A 17,111-nucleotide genomic window follows, 5' to 3' on the forward strand; every position below is an offset into this window, starting at 1 on the left:
CGCGCTACTTTCCGCGCGCGCGGAGCCGGTCGCGTTCGGCGCGCAGCGCGGCGACCGTGTCCTCGAGTTCGAGGATGCGGGCGACCGCGGTCAGGTTGACGCCCTCGCCGGTGAGCGTGGTGATGCGATGCAGGCGGGTCAGGTCGTCACCGCTGTATCGCCGCGTGCCACCGGCGCTGCGGGCCGGCGTGATCAGGCCGTGCTGCTCGTAGAGGCGCAACGTCTGGACACCGATCCCGGCCAGCTCGGCGGCGACCGAGATCGCGTACACGGCCTGCCCGGCTGTCGGCAGGCCGTCGGAGGGGGAGACCATCTGTTCCTCTCTTCGCTTCCCGTACTTCTCCTGTCAGGTTACTTGTCTCCGACACTTGCACTCTCCTAGGTAGAGTGCTAGATAATATCTATGTCAGATGACACAGGTTATCTGATTTGGAGCCTACCGAGATAGGAGTGAGTTGGAGGTGGCGACCATGTTGATGCGTACCGATCCGTTCCGAGAGCTGGATCGCGTGACACAGCAGGTGTTCGGCACAGCGGCTCGTCCGGCGGCCATGCCCATGGACGCCTGGCGCGACGGTGACGAGTTCATCGTCGAATTCGATCTGCCGGGAATGGACCCGGATTCGCTGGATCTCGATGTCGAACGCAATGTGGTGACCGTGCGCGCCTCGCGCGCGGAGATCGACGCCGACCGGTCCATGATCGCCGCGGAACGTCCGCGCGGTGTGTTCAGCCGGCAGCTGTTCCTCGGCGAGAGCCTGGACACCGAGCAAATCCGCGCCGACTATCGCGACGGCGTCCTGCGACTGTCGATCCCGGTCGCGGAGCGGGCCAAGCCCCGCAAGATCGAGATCTCGCGGCACCGCGAGCCACAGGCGATCAACGCCTGATCAGTCCCCAGGGAGTTATTCGACCAGGTGGCCGGACCGCGACGGTCCGGCCACCGTTCGACCCGGCATCCGAGGACCGCCATGCACACCACCGATCGACATCCCCTCACCATTCCCGCCGAACCCGCCGTCGTCTGGCCCGAACCCAGCCCGCTCGACACCTGGTGGACCGAGATCATGGACGGCGTCCCGCCGCGCGGCGATCAGTCGTCTCCCCGCGCGGGTTCCGCCGCGCCCGGCTAGTCGCCGAGGCCGATCGTCGCGGTGGCGCGGCCGAAGATCTTCTTGCCCGCGCTGTGCGCGGCCAGGGCCACGGTGGCGGTGCGGCGCTCGCGGTCGACGGATTTCACCCTGCCGGTGAACTCGATCGACCCGCCCGCGTCGTCGACGTAGACCGGGCTCGTCAGACGGACCGCGTACTCCCGCAGGGCGCCGGGGTCGCGAGTCCAGGCGGTGAGGAAGGCCGCGCCGAGGCCGATCGTCAGCATGCCCTGGGCCACAGGCGCTTTCAGCCCCGCCGCCGCGGCGGCATCGCGACTCCAGTGGATGGGGTTCGGGTCGCCCGCGACGCCGGCGTAGTTGACAAGATCACCCGGGGTGAGAGTGGCTGTGCGCGTAGGGAGTTCGTCACCGACCGCGATCGCGTCGGCCGGAATGTGCCCTCTGGCAACGGCGGTGATCCGCGGTTCGCGTGGCGCTTCCGCCGGCGCGTGTGCTCGTCGGGCGGGAGCCGCCTGACGCACGTTCTGCATCATCACGTGCGCGCAGGCCCTGGCGGCCGAGGTGTCCACGTCGGGTCTGCCGACGAACGTGGTCCAGGTGGTCAGGCACAGCTCGCCGTGGCCGTCGACGGCCTCGCAGCGGAACCGGAAGATGTCGCCGCCGAAAGCGCGCCGGAACGATTCGAAATGCACCGCGAACGTCAATTCGTCCCCCGCGACAACGGGTTTGCCGAAGGCCACGACGTAGTCGGTCTGCATGATCTGGCTCATGTCGTATCCGTGCGCGACATGGTCGAACATCGCGATCTGCGCCAGGAACGCCGGAACGGAGGTGAACGTGGGTGGCGCCACGAGGCCGGGATGGCCCAGCTCTCCGGCTGCGGACTCGCTCCAGTGGGCCTGATGACCGTCCTGCACCGCGCGGGCGAATTCCCGAATCTTCTCCCGCCCCACCACATATCGATCGGCGCAGTGGTACGAACAGCCGACCGCGTCGGCTGGATCGACGGAGAGGGCTGGTGCGTCGAGGTCGCTCGGCATCATGAGTGTCGCCACCCGGCGAAAATAGCTGATAGGTAACTGTGGCGGCGGGCAATCGGCGATCTCCGCCGTGTCGCGCTCCGCAAGACCGGCAACCGCGGGCTGCCGGTGCTTCCAGGATGGCGCATTCGGGCTCGTCAATGGTCACGATATGACCGCCAAATAGGTGTCGATCCCCGCGCGGTCGAGTTCCGGGCGAATATCGAGTTACCCGATGATGCGGTCGCTCCATTACAGTGCAGGAATCGAGGTGCACCCGTTCGGCGGAGGTGTGGACATGACCGATTCCCCCCGATTGATTCCGTCGGTGCGTGGCGGCCGCGGTCCGGCCGACCATCTCATCCGGCCGAACGGCGATTCGCCGGTGCGGCCGACGGGCGTGGTGCGTGAGGACACGAAACGGGTCGCGGTGTCGCCGGTGACCGAGCCGCCGGTGCCGCCGGACGATTCACCGGAACGCGTGGCCCAGCGCGCGAGAATCAAGAAATTCGTCCTCACCGTCGTCGGGATCGCCGCGCTCGGCGGGGCGCTGTTCGGGTACGACACCGGCGTCATCTCGGGCGTGCTCGTCTTCCTCACACCCGACTTCGGCCTCAGTCAGACCCAGGTCGGTGTCATCACGAGTTCGCTTCTGGTGGGCGCGGCGATCGGCTCGATCACCGGTGGGTGGATGGCCGATCGCTGGGGCAGGCGCGCCACCCTGCTGTTCGCCGGCGTGCTGTTCTTCGTCGCGGGGCTGGCTCAGGCGCTCTCACCCGGACCCACCGCCATGATCATCACGCGGCTGTTCCTCGGCGTCGCGGTCGGCACCGCCTCGCTCGTCGTCCCGATGTACGTCTCGGAGATCGCGCCCGCCACCTATCGTGGTCGGCTCGTGTCGATGAACAGTCTGGCCATCGCCGGCGGGCAGTTGCTGGCCTACGTCATCAACGCGGCGCTCGCGCCGACCGGGAATTGGCGGCTCATGCTGGCGATGGCGGTGATTCCCGCGGTCGCGCTCGTGGCCGGCATGTATTTCATGCCGGATTCGCCGCGTTGGTATCTGGAAAAAGGGCGGGAGGACGACGCCAGAAAGGTGCTGCGCCGCTCCTATTATCCGGAAAATGTCGAGCCGACGATTCAGCAGATCGAACACTCCGCGGCCGCCGACGCGGCGGTGAAACAAAGCCTCGGCGCGCAATTGAGGAAACCGAAGGTGCGCGCGCTGTTCATCACCGGGTGCGGGCTGGCCGTGATTCAGCAATTCGTCGGCGTCAACACCGTGGTGTACTACGCGCCGTCCACGCTGACGGCGGCCGGAATGGGCGACAACGCCGCGGTCACGTCCTCGATCGGCATCGGCGTCGGGGCGGTGCTCGGCGTGCTCATCGGCATGACGCTGATCGACCGGAGAGGGCGCCGGCCGCTCATGTTCCTCGGCTTGGCAGTCATGATCGTCGCGTTGCTCGGCATGGCCTTCGTGGAGCGGATGACACAGAATTCCACCACCGGGTACATCCTGTTGGCCCTGATGGTCGTCTACATCTCGTCGTTCCAGGTCGGTGTCGGCGTGCCGACCTGGCTGCTGCTGTCGGAGATCTTTCCCGCGCCGATCCGCGCGACCGCGATGAGCATCACCACCTTCATCATCTGGGCGGGCAACTTCGTTGTCTCCCTGGTGTTCCCGCCACTGGGCGAGCGGTGGGGTGCCTCGGCGATGTTCCTGATCTTCGCGGCGGTCTCGGCGCTGTCGCTGGTGTTCTGCTATCGGCGGGTGCCCGAGACCAAGGGTGTGTCGCTGGACGAGATCACCGCGGCCGCGGAGAGCTGACGCGCCGCTCAGTGCTCGACGTCGTAGATCAGTTTGGTGACACCGTTGCGGTAGCTGTCCGAATCGCGCAGGCGCAGTTGTTGTTTGGGGCGATCAGTGTGACTGAACAGGCTTTTGCCCGCGCCGAGCAGCACCGGGAAGACCAGCAGGTTGTAGCGGTCGATCAGGTCGGCGTCGGCCAGGCCCCTGGCCAGTTCGGCGCTGCCGTGGATGTAGACGGCGCCGCCCTCGGTCCGCTTGAGCGCGGCGACGTCCTCGGTGCCGCGCAGGATCGTGATCTCGCCCCAGCCGTCGATCAGGTCATCGTCGGAAAGCGACGACGACACCACGTATTTGGGCAGGTCCTTGTAGGCCGCGTGATCCTCGGAGTCACGCCAGATCGGCGCGAAGGCCTCGTAGCTGCGGCGGCCGAACATCAGCGCGGTGGTGTCGGCGAGCTCCTCGCCCTTGAGTGAGAACGCCTCGGGGACGAACTCGGTCTGCATCACCCACCCGCCGCTGCGGTGCCCCTCGGCGGTGCCGCCTGGCGAATCGACCACACCGTCGAGCGACATGAAGCCCGTGTAAACCAGTTCGCGTGCCACCGGATCCTCCTGATATCGAGCGTCGACACCGACTACCGCCACCCTAGGAGATCAGGACGTCGTCCGGTCGATCTGTTCGCGCAGGATGTCCCCGTGCCCCGCGTGCCTGGCGAATTCCTCGATCATGGCGAGCAGCGTCCATCGCATGCTCACGGTGCCTTCGCCCGGAATGTCGATGGTGTCGTCGAGGGCGAAGCGGGCCGCGATCTCTCTCGACCGCCGCCCGGCGCGCTCGTACTCGGCGATCACCTCGGCGACCGTCTCCTCGTCGGCGACCGCGAAGGTCCCTTCGTCCCGCTCCGAATATCCGTCGCACTCGGACGCGTCGAGCCCCGCCCAGAACCGCTGGAACCAGATCCGCTCCGCCGCGGCGGCGTGCTTGAGCAGCGAGATCGGGGTCGTCAACGATGTGACGAGCCGCCGGCGCGCGTCCTGCTCGGACAGCCCGCGCAGGGTCGCCACGAGCGCCTCGCGATTGCGGTCGAGCGTGTTCTCGAGCAGCGCGCGCTCGCTGCCGTCGGTGATCCTGGTGGTACCCATGAACTTTCACTCCGATCGATGGCGTGGGTAGCAGGCCGATGGCGTCATCGGCCGAGGGTTTGTTCGCGAAATGGTGATCGCTCGGCGAATCCAGCCGAGACGTCTGATGGGGAACGACGGGAAGGCGCCGGGCGTTCGATCGCGGTTCCCGCGGATGGGGCGTTACCAGACCGACGGGGACCCGTCGCCCGGGCCGGAGGTGTACACGGCCGCCACTCACAGTATGCCCGCGCCGCGGTAACCGCGCCAAAATCGGTTGGCAGGACCCGCCCCACCCGACAGGGTCTACGCGGTGAGCATCGATTGGAACGCCGAGATACGAGGCCAAATCGACCTGCACTGGACCCGGCAGCTGCGGCCTCGCTTCGAGGGTCTGACCGACGCGGAGTTCTTCTGGGAACCGGTCCCCGGCATGTGGACCGTCCGCCCGGTCGCCGACGGGTTCGCCAGTGACTTCGCCGTCCCGCCGCCCGAGCCCGCGCCGGTCACCACCATCGCGTGGCGGCTGGGCCACGTGACTTTTCTGCTCGAGGCGGGGCTGCAGCGTTTCGGCCATCCACCCGTCGACTTCGCGACGTACCGCTACGCCGGTACGGCCGCCGACGCGCTGCGCCAACTCGACGACGCGTACCGGTCGTGGATCGAGGGTGTCGGTGGCCTCGGTGACGAGGGGCTGGCGGAACCCGCGGGACCACCGGACAGCATGCTGTCCGAGTGGTCCACCGCGGGGATCGTTCTGCACACCCACCGTGAACTGCTGCACCACGGCGCGGAGATCGCCCTGCTCCGCGATCTGTATCGCGCGGGCTTCAGCGGGTGAGCAAGGCCTCGAGCGCGAGCGTCACGGTTCGGACCATGGCACGCCGAGCCATGGTGCGGTTCGCCCAGCCATCAGCTGGAGGTGGAAGTCGGGGCCTTCGTGGGTGCGTTCCTCTTCGGGATCGGTGAGTTGACTGATGGTGCAGAGGTAGTCGCCGTTGGGGAGGGTGATCCCGGAACCGTAGATGTCCTTGTCGTCGTCCACGGCGGAGTCCGCGAACTGGGCGGCCATGGTGACCGTGTCCAGATTGACCACGACCAGCTCGCCGCGGGTGACGGTGATGGGGCCGGCGACCTGCCTGAGAACCGGTAGCCGCGGATCCACCGGCGAATCCGACACGTCGATCCGCCACTGCTCCTCGCCGCCGGTTCCCCAGAGCAGCACCCTCCGCTGCCGCATCTCCGATTCGACGCGTTCGAAGAGCGACTCCAGAGTCCAGTCCTCGCCCACGAACGACGTGTACGCGTGCGGGTCGACGAGGCCGAGGAATCCCGAGTCGTCGGTCATCGCGTCGATTCGATGCTGAAACTGCGTCATGCGGTGGTGGTCCTCCCGGAACGATCACCGAACCCTACAGGCTGAACCCCTGTCGAACATCGCGCCCGCCCAACGGCATTCGCGAATACCGCGAAAAGCGTCGAATTGCTGAATCGGCAACAAATCTTGCCATTTCAGCTCGTTCTGGGTGACGCTTGCGGCCCGGACTCCGCTGTCGACCCCCAGGAAGAACCGATGATCATCGCCCTTCGATCTGTCCGTGCGGCGGGAATCGCCGCCCTCGTCGCCCTGCTCGCCCTCTGTTCCGCGGCCTGCGTCACCACCGCGGCGGAAGAGGTGCCCGCGTACGCGCGGGTGACCCACGGGGACCCCGCGTTCGACCAGACCTTCCGGCACGAGTTCGCCGACGTCGACGGCGTGCGGATGCACTATGTGACCGGCGGTAGTGGCTCGCCGGTCGTCCTGCTGCACGGCTGGCCGCAGACCTGGTACGGCTGGTGGCCGATCATGCCCGCGCTCGCCGAGAAGCACACTGTCTACGCCATCGACCTGCCCGGACTCGGCGACAGCACAGGCGCGCCGACGGACTACAGCAAGGCCACGCTGGCTCGCTATGTCCACGCTCTCGTCGCCGAGCGGCTGGGCATACGCGACGCGCGGATCATCGGCCACGACTTCGGCGCCGCCGTGGCCTACCAGTACGCCAGCCGGTTCCCCGCCGACACGGCCCGGCTCGGCTACCTCGACCTCCCGCTTCCCGGCCCCGCGGTCGACGCGGCCACCTACCGTTCGATGAGCTGGCACATCGCCTTCCATGCGCAGCGCGAGGTCCCCGAAGCGGTGGTCGCCGACGATGTGCGCGAGTACCTTTCGCTGTTCTACCCCCAAGTCTCCTTCGGTGGAACGGCTTTCGGTGGAACGGCGCGGACCTCCCCGTTCACCGACGCCGACATCGACGAGTATGCGCGCACCTACGGTGAACCCGAGAGCCTCACCGGCGGCTTCGAGCTGTACCGGACGCTCGACCGCGACGTCCGCGACACGATCGACTCCGCGCCGACGGACATCCCGACGCTGCTCATGACGGCGCAGGGTCAGCTCGATCCGGTCCGCGCGACCGCGGCCACGCGGATGACGAACATCGTCCGCGCCGTGGACGTTCCGCGCGCGGGCCACTGGCTCGTCGAGGAGAACCCGGAGGTCGTCACCGCCGAGCTGCTGCGATTCCTGAACGGCTGAAGCCTCGTCGGTCGGCCGGTGCGGCGGTGGTGCGCACCGAAAATCATTGGTGCGCTGCGAAAAAGGTGCCTAGCCTGGTGATACCGCACAGCAGCTCGGGGGAGGAGCGCAACGATGTGGAACTGGGGAAAATCCTTCGCAGGGCACGGCTCGGCCGCCGCGTGGACGACATGGCCGCCGGTCGATCCGTCACCGACTGTCCTCGATCCGCCGGCATGGGTCGGGTCCGAGGACCCCGAGCCGGCCAGGAAATCAGCGGACGCGCTGTCCGGGTAGATGTGGTCCCGGGGCAATCTCGCGCTTGACACCACTCCGTGTGTAGTACTACGTTCTGATCACTACATACGGAGTGGTCAACGGCGGCGGGAGACGCGATGCGAAACGTGAACATCTGGAGCGAGGAATTCGGTGCCGCGACGGACGTGCCGATCCTGCTGATCATGGGCTCGATGTCGCAGGGCATCCTGTGGCCGGAGGAGTTCGTGGAGCGGTTGGTGGCCGGTGGGCGACGGGTGGTGCGCTACGACCACCGCGACACCGGGCAGTCGGACACGATCGACTTCGCGGCGGCGCCCTACACCTGGCACGACATCAAGGACGACGTCTACCGCGTGCTCGACGCGCACGGCATGGACAGCGCGCACCTGGTGTGTCATTCGGCGGGTGGGCTGCTCGGACAGTTCGTCGCCGCCGAGCGGCCGGAGCGCGTCCGCTCGCTGACGGTCATCGGATCGTCGCCGCTGGGTGCCGGTGAGGGGCAGGTGCTGATGCGGGCGCTGCTCGGTGAGCCGCAGCCGGCGGGTGCGCTGCCCGAGCCGACGCCGGAGTTCGTCGCCTTCTATCGCACCCTGATGGCCGCGCCGCAACCGACGGATCGGGAAGCGAGGATCAAGGGCATGGTGGCCGAACAGCGCCTGCTGCACGGCGACGAGTTGCCGTTCGACGAGGACGCGGCCCGCGCGCTGCAGGAGCGGATCCATGATCGCGCCCGCGACCTGTCCGCGGTGGCCAATCACCGGCTTGCCGCGGCCGTCGCGCCCGACTTCGAGCCGGTGGACGCGCTGCCCCGGATCGAGGCGCCCACATTGGTCGTCGAAGGAACATGCGAGCCGGTGAAGCCGGGTCACGGTGCGCTCATCGCCGAGCGGATCCCGAATGCGCGCCTGTCGATGATCGCGGGCATGGGTCACACTCTGCCCCGCGATGTGCTGGGCGAACTGGCCACCGCGGTTCTCGCGCACACGAACGAGCGGGCGGCGTAGTCCCCTGGGCGGCACCGGCGTACCAGTTGTGAGCGTCGTCGCGTTACGCCCGCTCGGCGAGCAAAACTAGAACGTGTTCTAGTAAGATTCCGCTATGGAACGACTCACCGGACTGGATGCCAGCTTCCTCTATCTGGAGACCGACACCCAGCATTTACACGTCTGCGCACTGCTGATTCTCGACCCGGCCGACCAGCCCTACTCCTTCGACAACGTCCGCGCCGAGCTCGGCAGGCGATTGCCGCTCATTCCACACCTGCGCCGCCGCGTGCACGAGGTGCCGTTCAACCTGGACCATCCGATCTGGGTCGACGACGCCGATTTCGACATCGACAACCATCTCCGCCGGGTCGAACTGCCCGCGCCGGTCGGCATGGACGATCTCGCCGAGCTGCTCGGCGAGATCGCGAGCACCCCGATGGACCGGAACCGGCCGCTGTGGGAGATGTCGGTGGTGGAGGGCCTCGACGACGGCAAGGTGGCGGTGCTGTGCAAGTACCACCATTCGGCCGTCGACGGCATCACCGGAACGAACATGATGATGCACCTGTGCGATCTGGAACCCGGACTGACGCGCCCGGAACCCGAGCCGTGGACCCCGGAACCGGTGCCGAGCGATCTCGAGCTCGCCGCGCGCGCGGCCGTCCGCTTTCCAGCGAGGGCGGGCATGCTCGGCATGGTGCCCAAGACGCTCGGGATGGTCGCCGGTTTCGCGCAGCGGCGGCGCAACGATCAGGCGGGAATGGAACTGCCGTTCTCCGCGCCGCGCACGCCGTTCAATCAGGCCATCACCCCGGCGCGGTCGATCTCGTTCACCAAGACCGACCTGGGCGCGATCAAGGAGATCAAGGCCGCGTTCGGGGTGAAGGTCAACGATGTCGTGCTCACCGTCGTCGGTGGCGTGCTGCGGCGCTACCTCGCCGATCATGACGCGCTGCCCGACCGTTCGCTGATCGCCTCGGTCCCGGTGTCGGTGCACGAGACCACCCGGCACACCGAGGGGATCAACAAGGTCTCGACGCTGTTCTGCCGCCTCGGTACCGATCTCGCCGATCCGGTGGAACGGCTCGAGACGCTGGCCGTGGCGAACCGGGAGGCCAAGGCCGAACACGACCTGATCGGCGCCGACTTCCTGCAGGACTGGTCGAAGTACGCCCCGCCCAACACCTTCCGGCTCGCCTCCCGCGTGTACTCGTCGCTGAAGCTGGCCGAACGGCACCCGGTCGTGCACAACCTGGTGGTCTCCAACGTGCCGGGCCCGCCGATGCCGCTGTACTTCCTCGGCGTGCGGGTCGACGGCATGTATCCGTTCGGTCCGGTCTTCCACGGGGCGGGGCTCACCGTCACCGTGCTGTCCAACTGTGGCGACCTGGATTTCGGCTTCATCGCCTGCCGTGATCTGGTCCCCGACGTCGACGCGCTCGCGGCCGCCGTGCCCACCGTGATCGACGAGCTGCTGGCCGCGGCTCGCGCCAAGGGCTGACCACTCGCCCCGACCGACCTGTTCGCCACCGGCGTCGAACAGGTCAGGCACCTACCGCCGCGTGAGGACCGCGCGGCACGCGTCGGCCAGTACCGGAACGAACCGGTGCGGCGCGACAGCGCACGCCGCGTGGCCGGCCGCGACCGGATGAACACTCGCCCCTGGGATCGCGGCGGCGAGCTCGATCTGCCGATACACCGGGATCGCCCGGTCCTTGGTCGTGATGACCACCGCCGTCGGCATCCGCAGCTCCGGCAGCCACGACGTGGCGTCGAAGGTCCCGATCTCGGCGAGCACCGGAGCCAGCGCCCACCCGCTCGTACTGCGGAATTCGCCCATCGCCCAGCGGCGCAACTGTCCCGGCACCAGCGCGGGCGGCACTTCCGGCAGAGCGCGCGTCAGCCGCCGGGCCCGTCGGTACGGATACTCGCCCAGCGCCTCGGCCACCGAGGCGAATCCGCGATGGAACGCCCGCTCACGCCACTTCTCCTGGAAGCGGTACGGCGTCGCGCACAGCACCAGCCCGGCGACCCGGTCCGGATGCCGGTGCGCGGTGAGCAGCGACACGATGCCGCCCAGCGAATAGCCCACGCAGACGAAACGATCCACGCCCAGCGCGTCGGCGACCGCGACCACGTCGTCGGCGCAGTCCTCGAGCCGGAACCGCGGCGACTGGATGCCGCGCCCGTGCCAGCGCTGATCGAACAGCACGACGCGGTAGTGCTCGCTGAGGGTCTCCAGCGCCGGGAACCAGTTCAGCGCGGCGGTACACGCGGTGCCGTGTAGCAGGACGAGCACCGGCGCGTCCGGCGGGCCGGGGATGTCGACGACGTAGGTCCGCCCACGGCCGGGGAGCTCGAGCATCCGGCCGCCGGGGATCTCGTCCACGGCGGGCACGAGGAACGGCCCCGTCCGCACCGATCGCACAGTACCCACGCTCGCCTCCTCGCGACATTTCTAGAACTCGTTCTAGTCGATGATGGCACACCGGGGCGTCAGTCGGCCGCGTGGTCGGCCGCGCGTGCGGCCACCTGCTCCTTGGCCCACCGGTAGTCGGGCTTGCCGCTGGGCGAGCGCGAGACGCTGTCCACCACCCAGATCTGCTTGGGCACTTTGTATCCCGCGAGATGAGCGCGGGTGTGCGTGCGCAGGGCGGTGAAGTCCACCGACCGGCCGGGATGTGCCGAGATCACCGCGCCGACCTGATGGCCCCAGCGCGGGTGCGGCACCCCGACCACGACGGCGTCGTAGACGGCCTCGTGGGCCTTGACGACGGCTTCGACCTCCTCGGGGAACACCTTCTCGCCGCCGGTGTTGATCACCATGTTGCCCCGGCCGATCAGGGTGATCGACCCGTCCTCCTCGGCGCGGGCGCGGTCGTCGGTGACCACGACACGCGCGCCGTCGACGGTCTTGAACAGCCGCTCGGTGCGTTCGGGGTCCTTGTAGTAGCCCAGCGGCACCGATCCGGTCTTGGCCAGCCAGCCCTCCTCGCCGGGGCCGACCGGCCTGCCGTCCGCGTCGACCACCACCGCGCCGCGCCCGGTCTGCACCCGGGGTCCACGGGCCGGGTTGTCGTCCTTCTGTGCGAAACCGATACCGCCGAAGCCGGTCTCGGACGAGCCGATCGAGTCCGAGACCATCGTGGTGGGGAACTTCTCCAGCAGCGCGTTCTTCACCGGCTGTGACAGCAGCGCCGCCCCGGAGGCGATCACCAGCAGCGACGACGCGTCCACCGGGCGCTCGTCGAACGCGTCGAGCAGGGGCCGGGCCATCGCGTCGCCGGTGATCACCAGGACGTGCGGCCGCTGGGCCTCGACCGCCCGCCACACCCGGGCCGGATCGAAGCGCGGTTCGAACATCACCGCGTTGCCCGACCACAGCGCGGTGAAGGTGGGCATCATCGCCGCGGCGTGGATCAGCGGCGGCAGCACGAACCAGGTGGCGGGCACCGCCGCGGCGCCCGCCTCGGACTGCTGGTATTCGTCGCGCACCGGCTCGCCGCTGTAGAAGTCGACGCCGCCGCCCAGGACCCGCCACATGTCCTCCTGGCGCCACATCACGCCCTTCGGCATGCCGGTGGTGCCGCCGGTGTACATCATGAACAGGTCGTCGGCGCTGCGGGTCACGGTGGGACGGAACGGCTTTCCCGTCTCGACGAGGGTCTCGTAGGCCAGGGCGCCGGAATCGGGCGCACCGAGGAATCGGTCGTCGTCGACGCAGATCGACCGCCGCACCCTCGGGGCGCGCGCGAGGGCCGCCCGGACCGAGTCGGCGTAGCTCGCGTGATGGACCAGCACGTCGAGATCGGCGTTGTCGTAGACGTAGGCCAGCTCGGCGGGCCCGTACCGGTAGTTGACGTTGATCGGGACCGCCCGCACCTTGAAGCAGGCGATCAGGGTCTCCATGGTCTCGATGCTGTTGTGCATCTGGAAGCCGACGTGGGTCCCGTGCCCCACGCCGAGGGCGGTCAACTGGCTCGCCAGCCGATTGGCCCGGATGTCGAGCTCGCGGTAGGTCGTGCGGCGCTCGCCCTGGATCAGCGCCACCCGGTCGGGCATCGCGTCGACGGAGTGCTCGAACAGGTCGGCGAAGGTAGTGGCCATGTCAGTCCATCTCTCGGCGATCCGCTCACACGACGGTGAGCGGCAAGGGGGTGCCGCGGTCGGCGAAAACGAAGCTCGCGCCGGTGCTGAAGCGGGTCACCGCCACCTCCGACGCCTCGCGGAACGGCTGGTCGGCCAGCTCGATCTCGGCGGTCCAGCCGTGCTCGTCGACCGTGCCGACCCGGGCGGCGAAGCGGGGGTTCACCCCGCGGATCAGCGCGTCGAGCGGACGCAGGTCCGCCGGTGTCAGCAGGGTGGGCCACGCGCCGTCGGTGAGCGCGCCGCTCGCGGCCGGAAACCGCACGCGCACCGTGGAATCGGTCGTCTCTATCGCGATTCCGGTGTAGCCCAGCGGGTTCAGTGCGGGATGGACCCGCAAGACCGCCGCCAGATCGGCCGGATCGTCGCCGAGGCGCAGGCAGCGGGCGAGCCGCTCGGAGGTGAGCCCGGCGATCCCGGTGAACTGTTTGCGTCCGATGGCGAGCGCGGTCTCGGCATCGGCGCGTTCGCGGATCGCCAGCAGGAAGCCGAGCGTCAGCAGATGCTGCTGCAGGCAGATCTCGTCGGCCATCCGCCGCAGGGCCGAGTGCGAGAAGTCGGCGAAGCGCAGATCGCTGAGCAGCGGTCCGGTGTAGTCGCCCCTGCCCTCCTCGGCGGGATCGATCGCCGCCAGGTCCAGGCCTGCGGCCGCGGATTCCGCCAGGACCGGCGCCAGGCGGGGGACCGGTGGCGGCACGTGGGCGGGATCGATGACAACGGTCCACGCGCACACCGGAGTACGGTCCGCGGGCTCGCGCGGCGGCCGGTGCACGGGGCGCACCTGGGCGTGCGGGTTCGTGGCCAGCGCTGTCGCGTCGAAGGTGGGGTCCTCGATGTCGTGGCACATGGCCACCACGAATTCCTCGCCCATCGGCTCGACATCGGCGAGCGCGCCGCAGTGGTCGAGCCAGAACTGGCCGTGATCGTGGTCGTCGACCCGGAAACGGAAGTCCATGAACTGCGGCGGCGCCCCGATGTCGAGTTGCAGCCCTTTGAAGATGGTCTCCACGCCGTCGCCGGTGATGCCGAGCGCGCGCCGCATCCGGCGGGTGTAGACGGGGCTGGCCAGCTGCCATTCCTCGATGGCGACCTCGGTCATCCCCGCCCGGCCGAACGCGGCGATGGTGTGCGCCATGCCGGAGCGGTCGATCAGGTGACCGCACAGCAGCAACTCCGGGATCAGCGCGGCCAGCTGTTCCCGGGTCAGCGCCGCGAACCGGCTCACCGGTGTCACCACAGCGACGCCGGTGCTTCGCCGACGCGATACCAGCCGGGCAGCGGATCGCGCGAGACCGAGCGTTCGATGCGCTGCTGCATCCCGGCGGAGAGCGCGTTGTCGGTGATCATGTCCAGGAACATCGCGGAGACATTGCCGAAGTCGAAGAAGTCGCGCTGCCAGGACCATTGGAATTCGCCGCCGTACCGGAACCAGCTGCCGCCGATGCCCTCGGGCGAGTAGTGCCTGCCGTCGGCGCGGGTGCGCTCGTTGATCTGCTTCCAGAACCCGATGACGGTGCCGCTGCGCTCGTCGACCACGAACTCCTGATACGGATAGGTCCAGCCTTCGAGCCCGGCCATCTCCTGTCCGAGGGCCAGGTCGCGGATCTCCTCCCGGCCGACCGCCATGAATTCCTGCTTGGGCCCGTAGTTCCAGCCGTAGGTGGCGTCGACGGTGTACATCTCGGCGAGGGGCTTCCAGTCGCCCTTCTCCTCGCACCGCTGGTTCTCCACGACCCAGCGCCGGACCATCTCGTCGAGTTCGGCGCGCTCGAAACCTGCCATCAGTCTGTGCCTTTCGGTGTGGAGTCGGCATCGTCTCCGTCGACGATCGACAACGCTCGGGTGGGACACCAGCGGATCGCCGCGCGGACGGCGTCGTGTTCCGCGGGGTCGGGGGTGGGGTCGGTGATCTCGACCGTGCCGTGCTTGGGCACCGAGAACACCGCGGGTGCCTCGTCCTGGCACGCCGCGTGCCCCTGGCACAGGTCGGCGTCGACCACGATTCTCATGACGCGCTCCCGTCTCCGGCGGGCAGCGGCCGCAGCGGCGCCTCCGGCTGCACCTCGACCAGCACCATGTGCGCGCCGCGCGGCACCGAGACCACGGTCGCGACCGCGTCGGCCAGGTGCTCGGGCTTGAGCATGTACGGGTGCCGGGCGAACCCCCAGTCCTTCCAGTCCTGCAGCAGCGGACCGACGACCTCGGGTGTCGAGTCCATGCCCATGCCGGTCAGCGTGGGGCCCGGCCGCACCAGCGAGGCCCGGATTCCGCTGCCCTCCAACTCCATTCGCAGCTGCCCGACCATCGCTTCGAGTCCGTTCTTGGCCGCGCTGTAGGCGCCGCTGCGCGGGCGCGGATTGTCGGCGCAGTCGGAGCTGATGACCACGAGATCGCCGCGGCGTCGCGCGGTCATGCCGGGCAGCACCCGGTGGATCAGGCGTTGCGCGCCGACCAGGTGCACCTGCACCTGGTGCAGGAACCGCTCCGGATCCATCTCGCCCACCAGCGCGAATTCGATGTCGCCCGCACCGGAGACGAGGATCTCGGTGGGACCGAGCGCCGCTTCCGCGGCGGTCACGAACGCGTCGACGGACGCCGGATCGGTGACGTCGAGCGGGTGCGCGAAGGCGTCACCGCCGTCGGCCCTGATCTTGGCGGCGAGCTCCTCGCAGCGGTCTGCGCGGCGCGCGCCCAGCGCCACCGGGTGACCGAGCGCGGCCAGCGCGACGGCCGTCGCGGCGCCGATACCGGAGGACGCACCCGCCACCAGCGCGGGCCTGCGGTCGGGATGGGGTTCGAATCGGGGCACTAGCGGACCTCTACGGTGATCGGGAGTTGGGCGAAGCCACGGACATTGGTCGAGTGCACGCGTTCGATGCCGCCGTGGTCGACCTCGTAGCGCGCGACGCGCCGCGCGAACTCGCCGAGCACGACGGTCGCCTCGAGCCGGGCCAGGTGCGCGCCGAGGCAGAAGTGCACGCCCGCACCGAAACTGGCGAGCGCGCCGCCGTCGTTGCGGTCGATCCGGTAGCTGTCGCCGTCGGCGAACGCCGCCGGATCCCGGTTCGCCGAGCCGATCAGCAGCAGCACCTTGGCTCCGGCCGGAATGGTGCCGCCGTGGTAGTCCAGGTCGGCCGTGGCGGTGCGCGCGACGATCTGGCTGGAGGTGTCGTAGCGCAGCGTCTCCTCCACCCAGTCCGCGACCAGGTCGGGGTCGGCGGCGACCTTCGCGTATTCGGCGGGGTCGGCGCCCGCCCAGTAGAGCGCGTTGCCGAGCAGCTTGGTGGTCGTCTCGTTGCCGGCGACGACCATCAGGAACATGAAGCCGATGATCTCCTCGTCGGTGAGGGTGTCGTCGTCGATCTCGGCCTCGAGCAGGGCCGAGGTGAGGTCGTCGCGGGGCGCGGCGCGGCGCTGGGCGACCATGTCGGCGTAGTAGCCGTACAACGTGATCGAGGACTCGATCGCCTCGACGGGCACGTCGAGGACGCCTTCCTCCCGGTGCACCACCAGGTCCGCCAGGCGCCGGATCTCCGCGCGGTCGGCCTCGGGCACGCCCATCAGCTCGGAGATGACATCCATCGGCAGCTTGCCCGCGACCTCGTCGATCCAATCGAAACGCCCACGCGCGAGCGCCGGTTCGAGGTGTTCGAGGGTGATCTCGCGGATGCGGTCTTCCATCTCGGCCACCCGTTTCGGGGTGAAGCCCTTGTAGACGAGCCTGCGCATGCGCATGTGCCGTGGATCGTCCATCGCCAGGAACGACATGACGCGGTGCGCGTGCGGTCCCCAGGCCGCCGGATCGAGCGACACCCCATTCGCGCTCGAGAGCCGGTGATTGTCCCGGAATGCCGCGATCACATCGGAATGGCGCGACAGCGCCCAGAAATCGAGATCCGGATTGTGGTAAAGCGGCGCCTCGGTCCGCAACCGGTGATATGTCGGGTACGGATCCTCGTGGAATCGGTAATCGTACGGATCGAAGCGCACGGGCTCGACAGCGGCGCTGGTCATCGCGAACACCCCGGTTCCGATCGGACGTCCCCGACAGCATCGGGACGGTAGCGACCCGAGGGAG

Annotated in this window: 19 protein-coding genes; 7 read left to right on the top strand and 12 right to left on the bottom strand. The window is 68.7% G+C overall.

The window, feature by feature from the left end:
* Window positions 1-4: 4 nt before the first annotated feature.
* A complete protein-coding gene (locus DFR69_RS29875) occupies window positions 5-313 on the bottom strand; it encodes a MerR family transcriptional regulator (RefSeq protein WP_110041007.1) in 309 nt (102 codons plus the stop codon).
* A gap of 157 nt (window positions 314-470) precedes the next feature.
* Here DFR69_RS29875 and DFR69_RS29880 point away from each other — a divergent pair, with 157 nt between their 5' ends.
* Window positions 471-890: an Hsp20/alpha crystallin family protein gene (locus DFR69_RS29880; RefSeq protein WP_110041069.1), complete on the top strand. Its 420-nt coding sequence runs from the start codon at window positions 471-473 to the stop codon at window positions 888-890.
* Between the two features lie 81 nt (window positions 891-971).
* The gene (locus DFR69_RS34685; protein ID WP_167456457.1) at window positions 972-1,133 is read left to right on the top strand and encodes a hypothetical protein; all 162 of its coding nucleotides are present in this window, start codon (window positions 972-974) and stop codon (window positions 1,131-1,133) included.
* On the opposite strand, the gene DFR69_RS29885 is transcribed toward DFR69_RS34685, so the two are convergent.
* Entirely contained in the window at window positions 1,130-2,167 is a 1,038-nt protein-coding gene (locus DFR69_RS29885; RefSeq protein WP_244198530.1) for a fused (3R)-hydroxyacyl-ACP dehydratase subunits HadA/HadB, read from the bottom strand. The two genes, DFR69_RS34685 and DFR69_RS29885, sit on opposite strands and share 4 nt — an antisense overlap.
* A 262-nt stretch (window positions 2,168-2,429) precedes the next feature.
* Here DFR69_RS29885 and DFR69_RS29890 point away from each other — a divergent pair, with 262 nt between their 5' ends.
* The gene (locus DFR69_RS29890) at window positions 2,430-3,962 is read left to right on the top strand and encodes a sugar porter family MFS transporter (RefSeq protein WP_110041071.1); all 1,533 of its coding nucleotides are present in this window, start codon (window positions 2,430-2,432) and stop codon (window positions 3,960-3,962) included.
* Between the two features lie 8 nt (window positions 3,963-3,970).
* Here DFR69_RS29890 and DFR69_RS29895 read toward each other — a convergent pair whose 3' ends face one another.
* Together DFR69_RS29895 and DFR69_RS29900 are read right to left on the bottom strand one after the other, a co-directional pair.
* Window positions 3,971-4,546 (bottom strand): dihydrofolate reductase family protein, encoded by a 576-nt coding sequence (locus DFR69_RS29895; RefSeq protein WP_110041072.1) that lies wholly within the window; start codon window positions 4,544-4,546, stop codon window positions 3,971-3,973.
* Window positions 4,547-4,597: 51 nt separating this feature from the next.
* Window positions 4,598-5,086 carry a DinB family protein gene (locus tag DFR69_RS29900; protein WP_110041008.1) on the bottom strand — a complete coding sequence of 163 codons (489 nt, stop codon included), beginning with the start codon at window positions 5,084-5,086 and terminating at the stop codon, window positions 4,598-4,600.
* Between the two features lie 298 nt (window positions 5,087-5,384).
* Between DFR69_RS29900 and DFR69_RS29905 the strand changes: the two genes are divergently transcribed.
* A complete protein-coding gene (locus DFR69_RS29905; RefSeq protein WP_110041073.1) occupies window positions 5,385-5,906 on the top strand; it encodes a DinB family protein in 522 nt (173 codons plus the stop codon).
* A gap of 21 nt (window positions 5,907-5,927) precedes the next feature.
* Here DFR69_RS29905 and DFR69_RS29910 read toward each other — a convergent pair whose 3' ends face one another.
* A complete protein-coding gene (locus DFR69_RS29910; RefSeq protein ID WP_110041009.1) occupies window positions 5,928-6,443 on the bottom strand; it encodes a hypothetical protein in 516 nt (171 codons plus the stop codon).
* 195 nt (window positions 6,444-6,638) lie between these two features.
* Here DFR69_RS29910 and DFR69_RS29915 point away from each other — a divergent pair, with 195 nt between their 5' ends.
* From DFR69_RS29915 to DFR69_RS29925, 3 genes are all read left to right on the top strand, one after another.
* A complete protein-coding gene (locus DFR69_RS29915) occupies window positions 6,639-7,643 on the top strand; it encodes an alpha/beta fold hydrolase (protein WP_110041010.1) in 1,005 nt (334 codons plus the stop codon).
* A 374-nt stretch (window positions 7,644-8,017) separates the two neighbouring features.
* Window positions 8,018-8,905 (top strand): alpha/beta fold hydrolase, encoded by an 888-nt coding sequence (locus tag DFR69_RS29920; protein ID WP_110041011.1) that lies wholly within the window; start codon window positions 8,018-8,020, stop codon window positions 8,903-8,905.
* Window positions 8,906-8,999: 94 nt separating this feature from the next.
* The gene (locus tag DFR69_RS29925; RefSeq protein ID WP_110041012.1) at window positions 9,000-10,388 is read left to right on the top strand and encodes a WS/DGAT/MGAT family O-acyltransferase; all 1,389 of its coding nucleotides are present in this window, start codon (window positions 9,000-9,002) and stop codon (window positions 10,386-10,388) included.
* Window positions 10,389-10,439: 51 nt separating this feature from the next.
* Here DFR69_RS29925 and DFR69_RS29930 read toward each other — a convergent pair whose 3' ends face one another.
* Genes DFR69_RS29930 through DFR69_RS29960 form a run of 7 tightly spaced genes read right to left on the bottom strand, consistent with a single transcriptional unit; the run spans window position 10,440 to window position 17,047 of the window.
* Window positions 10,440-11,324, bottom strand: a complete 885-nt coding sequence (locus tag DFR69_RS29930) for an alpha/beta fold hydrolase (RefSeq protein WP_110041013.1) — start codon at window positions 11,322-11,324, stop codon at window positions 10,440-10,442.
* A 59-nt stretch (window positions 11,325-11,383) separates the two neighbouring features.
* Window positions 11,384-12,994, bottom strand: a complete 1,611-nt coding sequence (locus tag DFR69_RS29935; RefSeq protein WP_110041014.1) for an acyl-CoA synthetase — start codon at window positions 12,992-12,994, stop codon at window positions 11,384-11,386.
* A gap of 25 nt (window positions 12,995-13,019) precedes the next feature.
* Complete coding sequence (locus DFR69_RS29940; protein ID WP_110041015.1) at window positions 13,020-14,270, bottom strand: hypothetical protein; 1,251 nt, start codon at window positions 14,268-14,270, stop codon at window positions 13,020-13,022.
* Complete coding sequence (locus DFR69_RS29945; protein ID WP_110041016.1) at window positions 14,264-14,815, bottom strand: hypothetical protein; 552 nt, start codon at window positions 14,813-14,815, stop codon at window positions 14,264-14,266. The genes DFR69_RS29940 and DFR69_RS29945 overlap by 7 nt, the downstream gene beginning before the upstream one ends.
* Window positions 14,815-15,042, bottom strand: coding sequence for a ferredoxin (locus tag DFR69_RS29950; RefSeq protein ID WP_110041017.1), 228 nt, complete (start codon window positions 15,040-15,042; stop codon window positions 14,815-14,817). The genes DFR69_RS29945 and DFR69_RS29950 overlap by 1 nt, the downstream gene beginning before the upstream one ends.
* Window positions 15,039-15,842, bottom strand: a complete 804-nt coding sequence (locus DFR69_RS29955; RefSeq protein WP_110041018.1) for an SDR family oxidoreductase — start codon at window positions 15,840-15,842, stop codon at window positions 15,039-15,041. The genes DFR69_RS29950 and DFR69_RS29955 overlap by 4 nt, the downstream gene beginning before the upstream one ends.
* Window positions 15,842-17,047 carry a cytochrome P450 gene (locus DFR69_RS29960; RefSeq protein ID WP_110041074.1) on the bottom strand — a complete coding sequence of 402 codons (1,206 nt, stop codon included), beginning with the start codon at window positions 17,045-17,047 and terminating at the stop codon, window positions 15,842-15,844. Before DFR69_RS29960 ends, DFR69_RS29955 begins: the two co-directional genes overlap by 1 nt.
* Window positions 17,048-17,111 lie beyond the last annotated feature (64 nt).

Source organism: Nocardia neocaledoniensis, from assembly GCF_003182135.1.
GTDB lineage: Bacteria > Actinomycetota > Actinomycetes > Mycobacteriales > Mycobacteriaceae > Nocardia > Nocardia neocaledoniensis.

Coding starts and splice junctions, on each gene's coding strand:
- DFR69_RS29875 (WP_110041007.1), bottom strand. CDS start 313: ATGGTCTCCCCCTCCGACGGCCTGCCGACAGCCGGGCAGGCCGTGTAC.
- DFR69_RS29880 (WP_110041069.1), top strand. CDS start 471: ATGTTGATGCGTACCGATCCGTTCCGAGAGCTGGATCGCGTGACACAG.
- DFR69_RS34685 (WP_167456457.1), top strand. CDS start 972: ATGCACACCACCGATCGACATCCCCTCACCATTCCCGCCGAACCCGCC.
- DFR69_RS29890 (WP_110041071.1), top strand. CDS start 2,430: ATGACCGATTCCCCCCGATTGATTCCGTCGGTGCGTGGCGGCCGCGGT.
- DFR69_RS29900 (WP_110041008.1), bottom strand. CDS start 5,086: ATGGGTACCACCAGGATCACCGACGGCAGCGAGCGCGCGCTGCTCGAG.
- DFR69_RS29910 (WP_110041009.1), bottom strand. CDS start 6,443: ATGACGCAGTTTCAGCATCGAATCGACGCGATGACCGACGACTCGGGA.
- DFR69_RS29915 (WP_110041010.1), top strand. CDS start 6,639: ATGATCATCGCCCTTCGATCTGTCCGTGCGGCGGGAATCGCCGCCCTC.
- DFR69_RS29920 (WP_110041011.1), top strand. CDS start 8,018: ATGCGAAACGTGAACATCTGGAGCGAGGAATTCGGTGCCGCGACGGAC.
- DFR69_RS29925 (WP_110041012.1), top strand. CDS start 9,000: ATGGAACGACTCACCGGACTGGATGCCAGCTTCCTCTATCTGGAGACC.
- DFR69_RS29935 (WP_110041014.1), bottom strand. CDS start 12,994: ATGGCCACTACCTTCGCCGACCTGTTCGAGCACTCCGTCGACGCGATG.
- DFR69_RS29945 (WP_110041016.1), bottom strand. CDS start 14,815: ATGGCAGGTTTCGAGCGCGCCGAACTCGACGAGATGGTCCGGCGCTGG.
- DFR69_RS29950 (WP_110041017.1), bottom strand. CDS start 15,042: ATGAGAATCGTGGTCGACGCCGACCTGTGCCAGGGGCACGCGGCGTGC.
- DFR69_RS29960 (WP_110041074.1), bottom strand. CDS start 17,047: ATGACCAGCGCCGCTGTCGAGCCCGTGCGCTTCGATCCGTACGATTAC.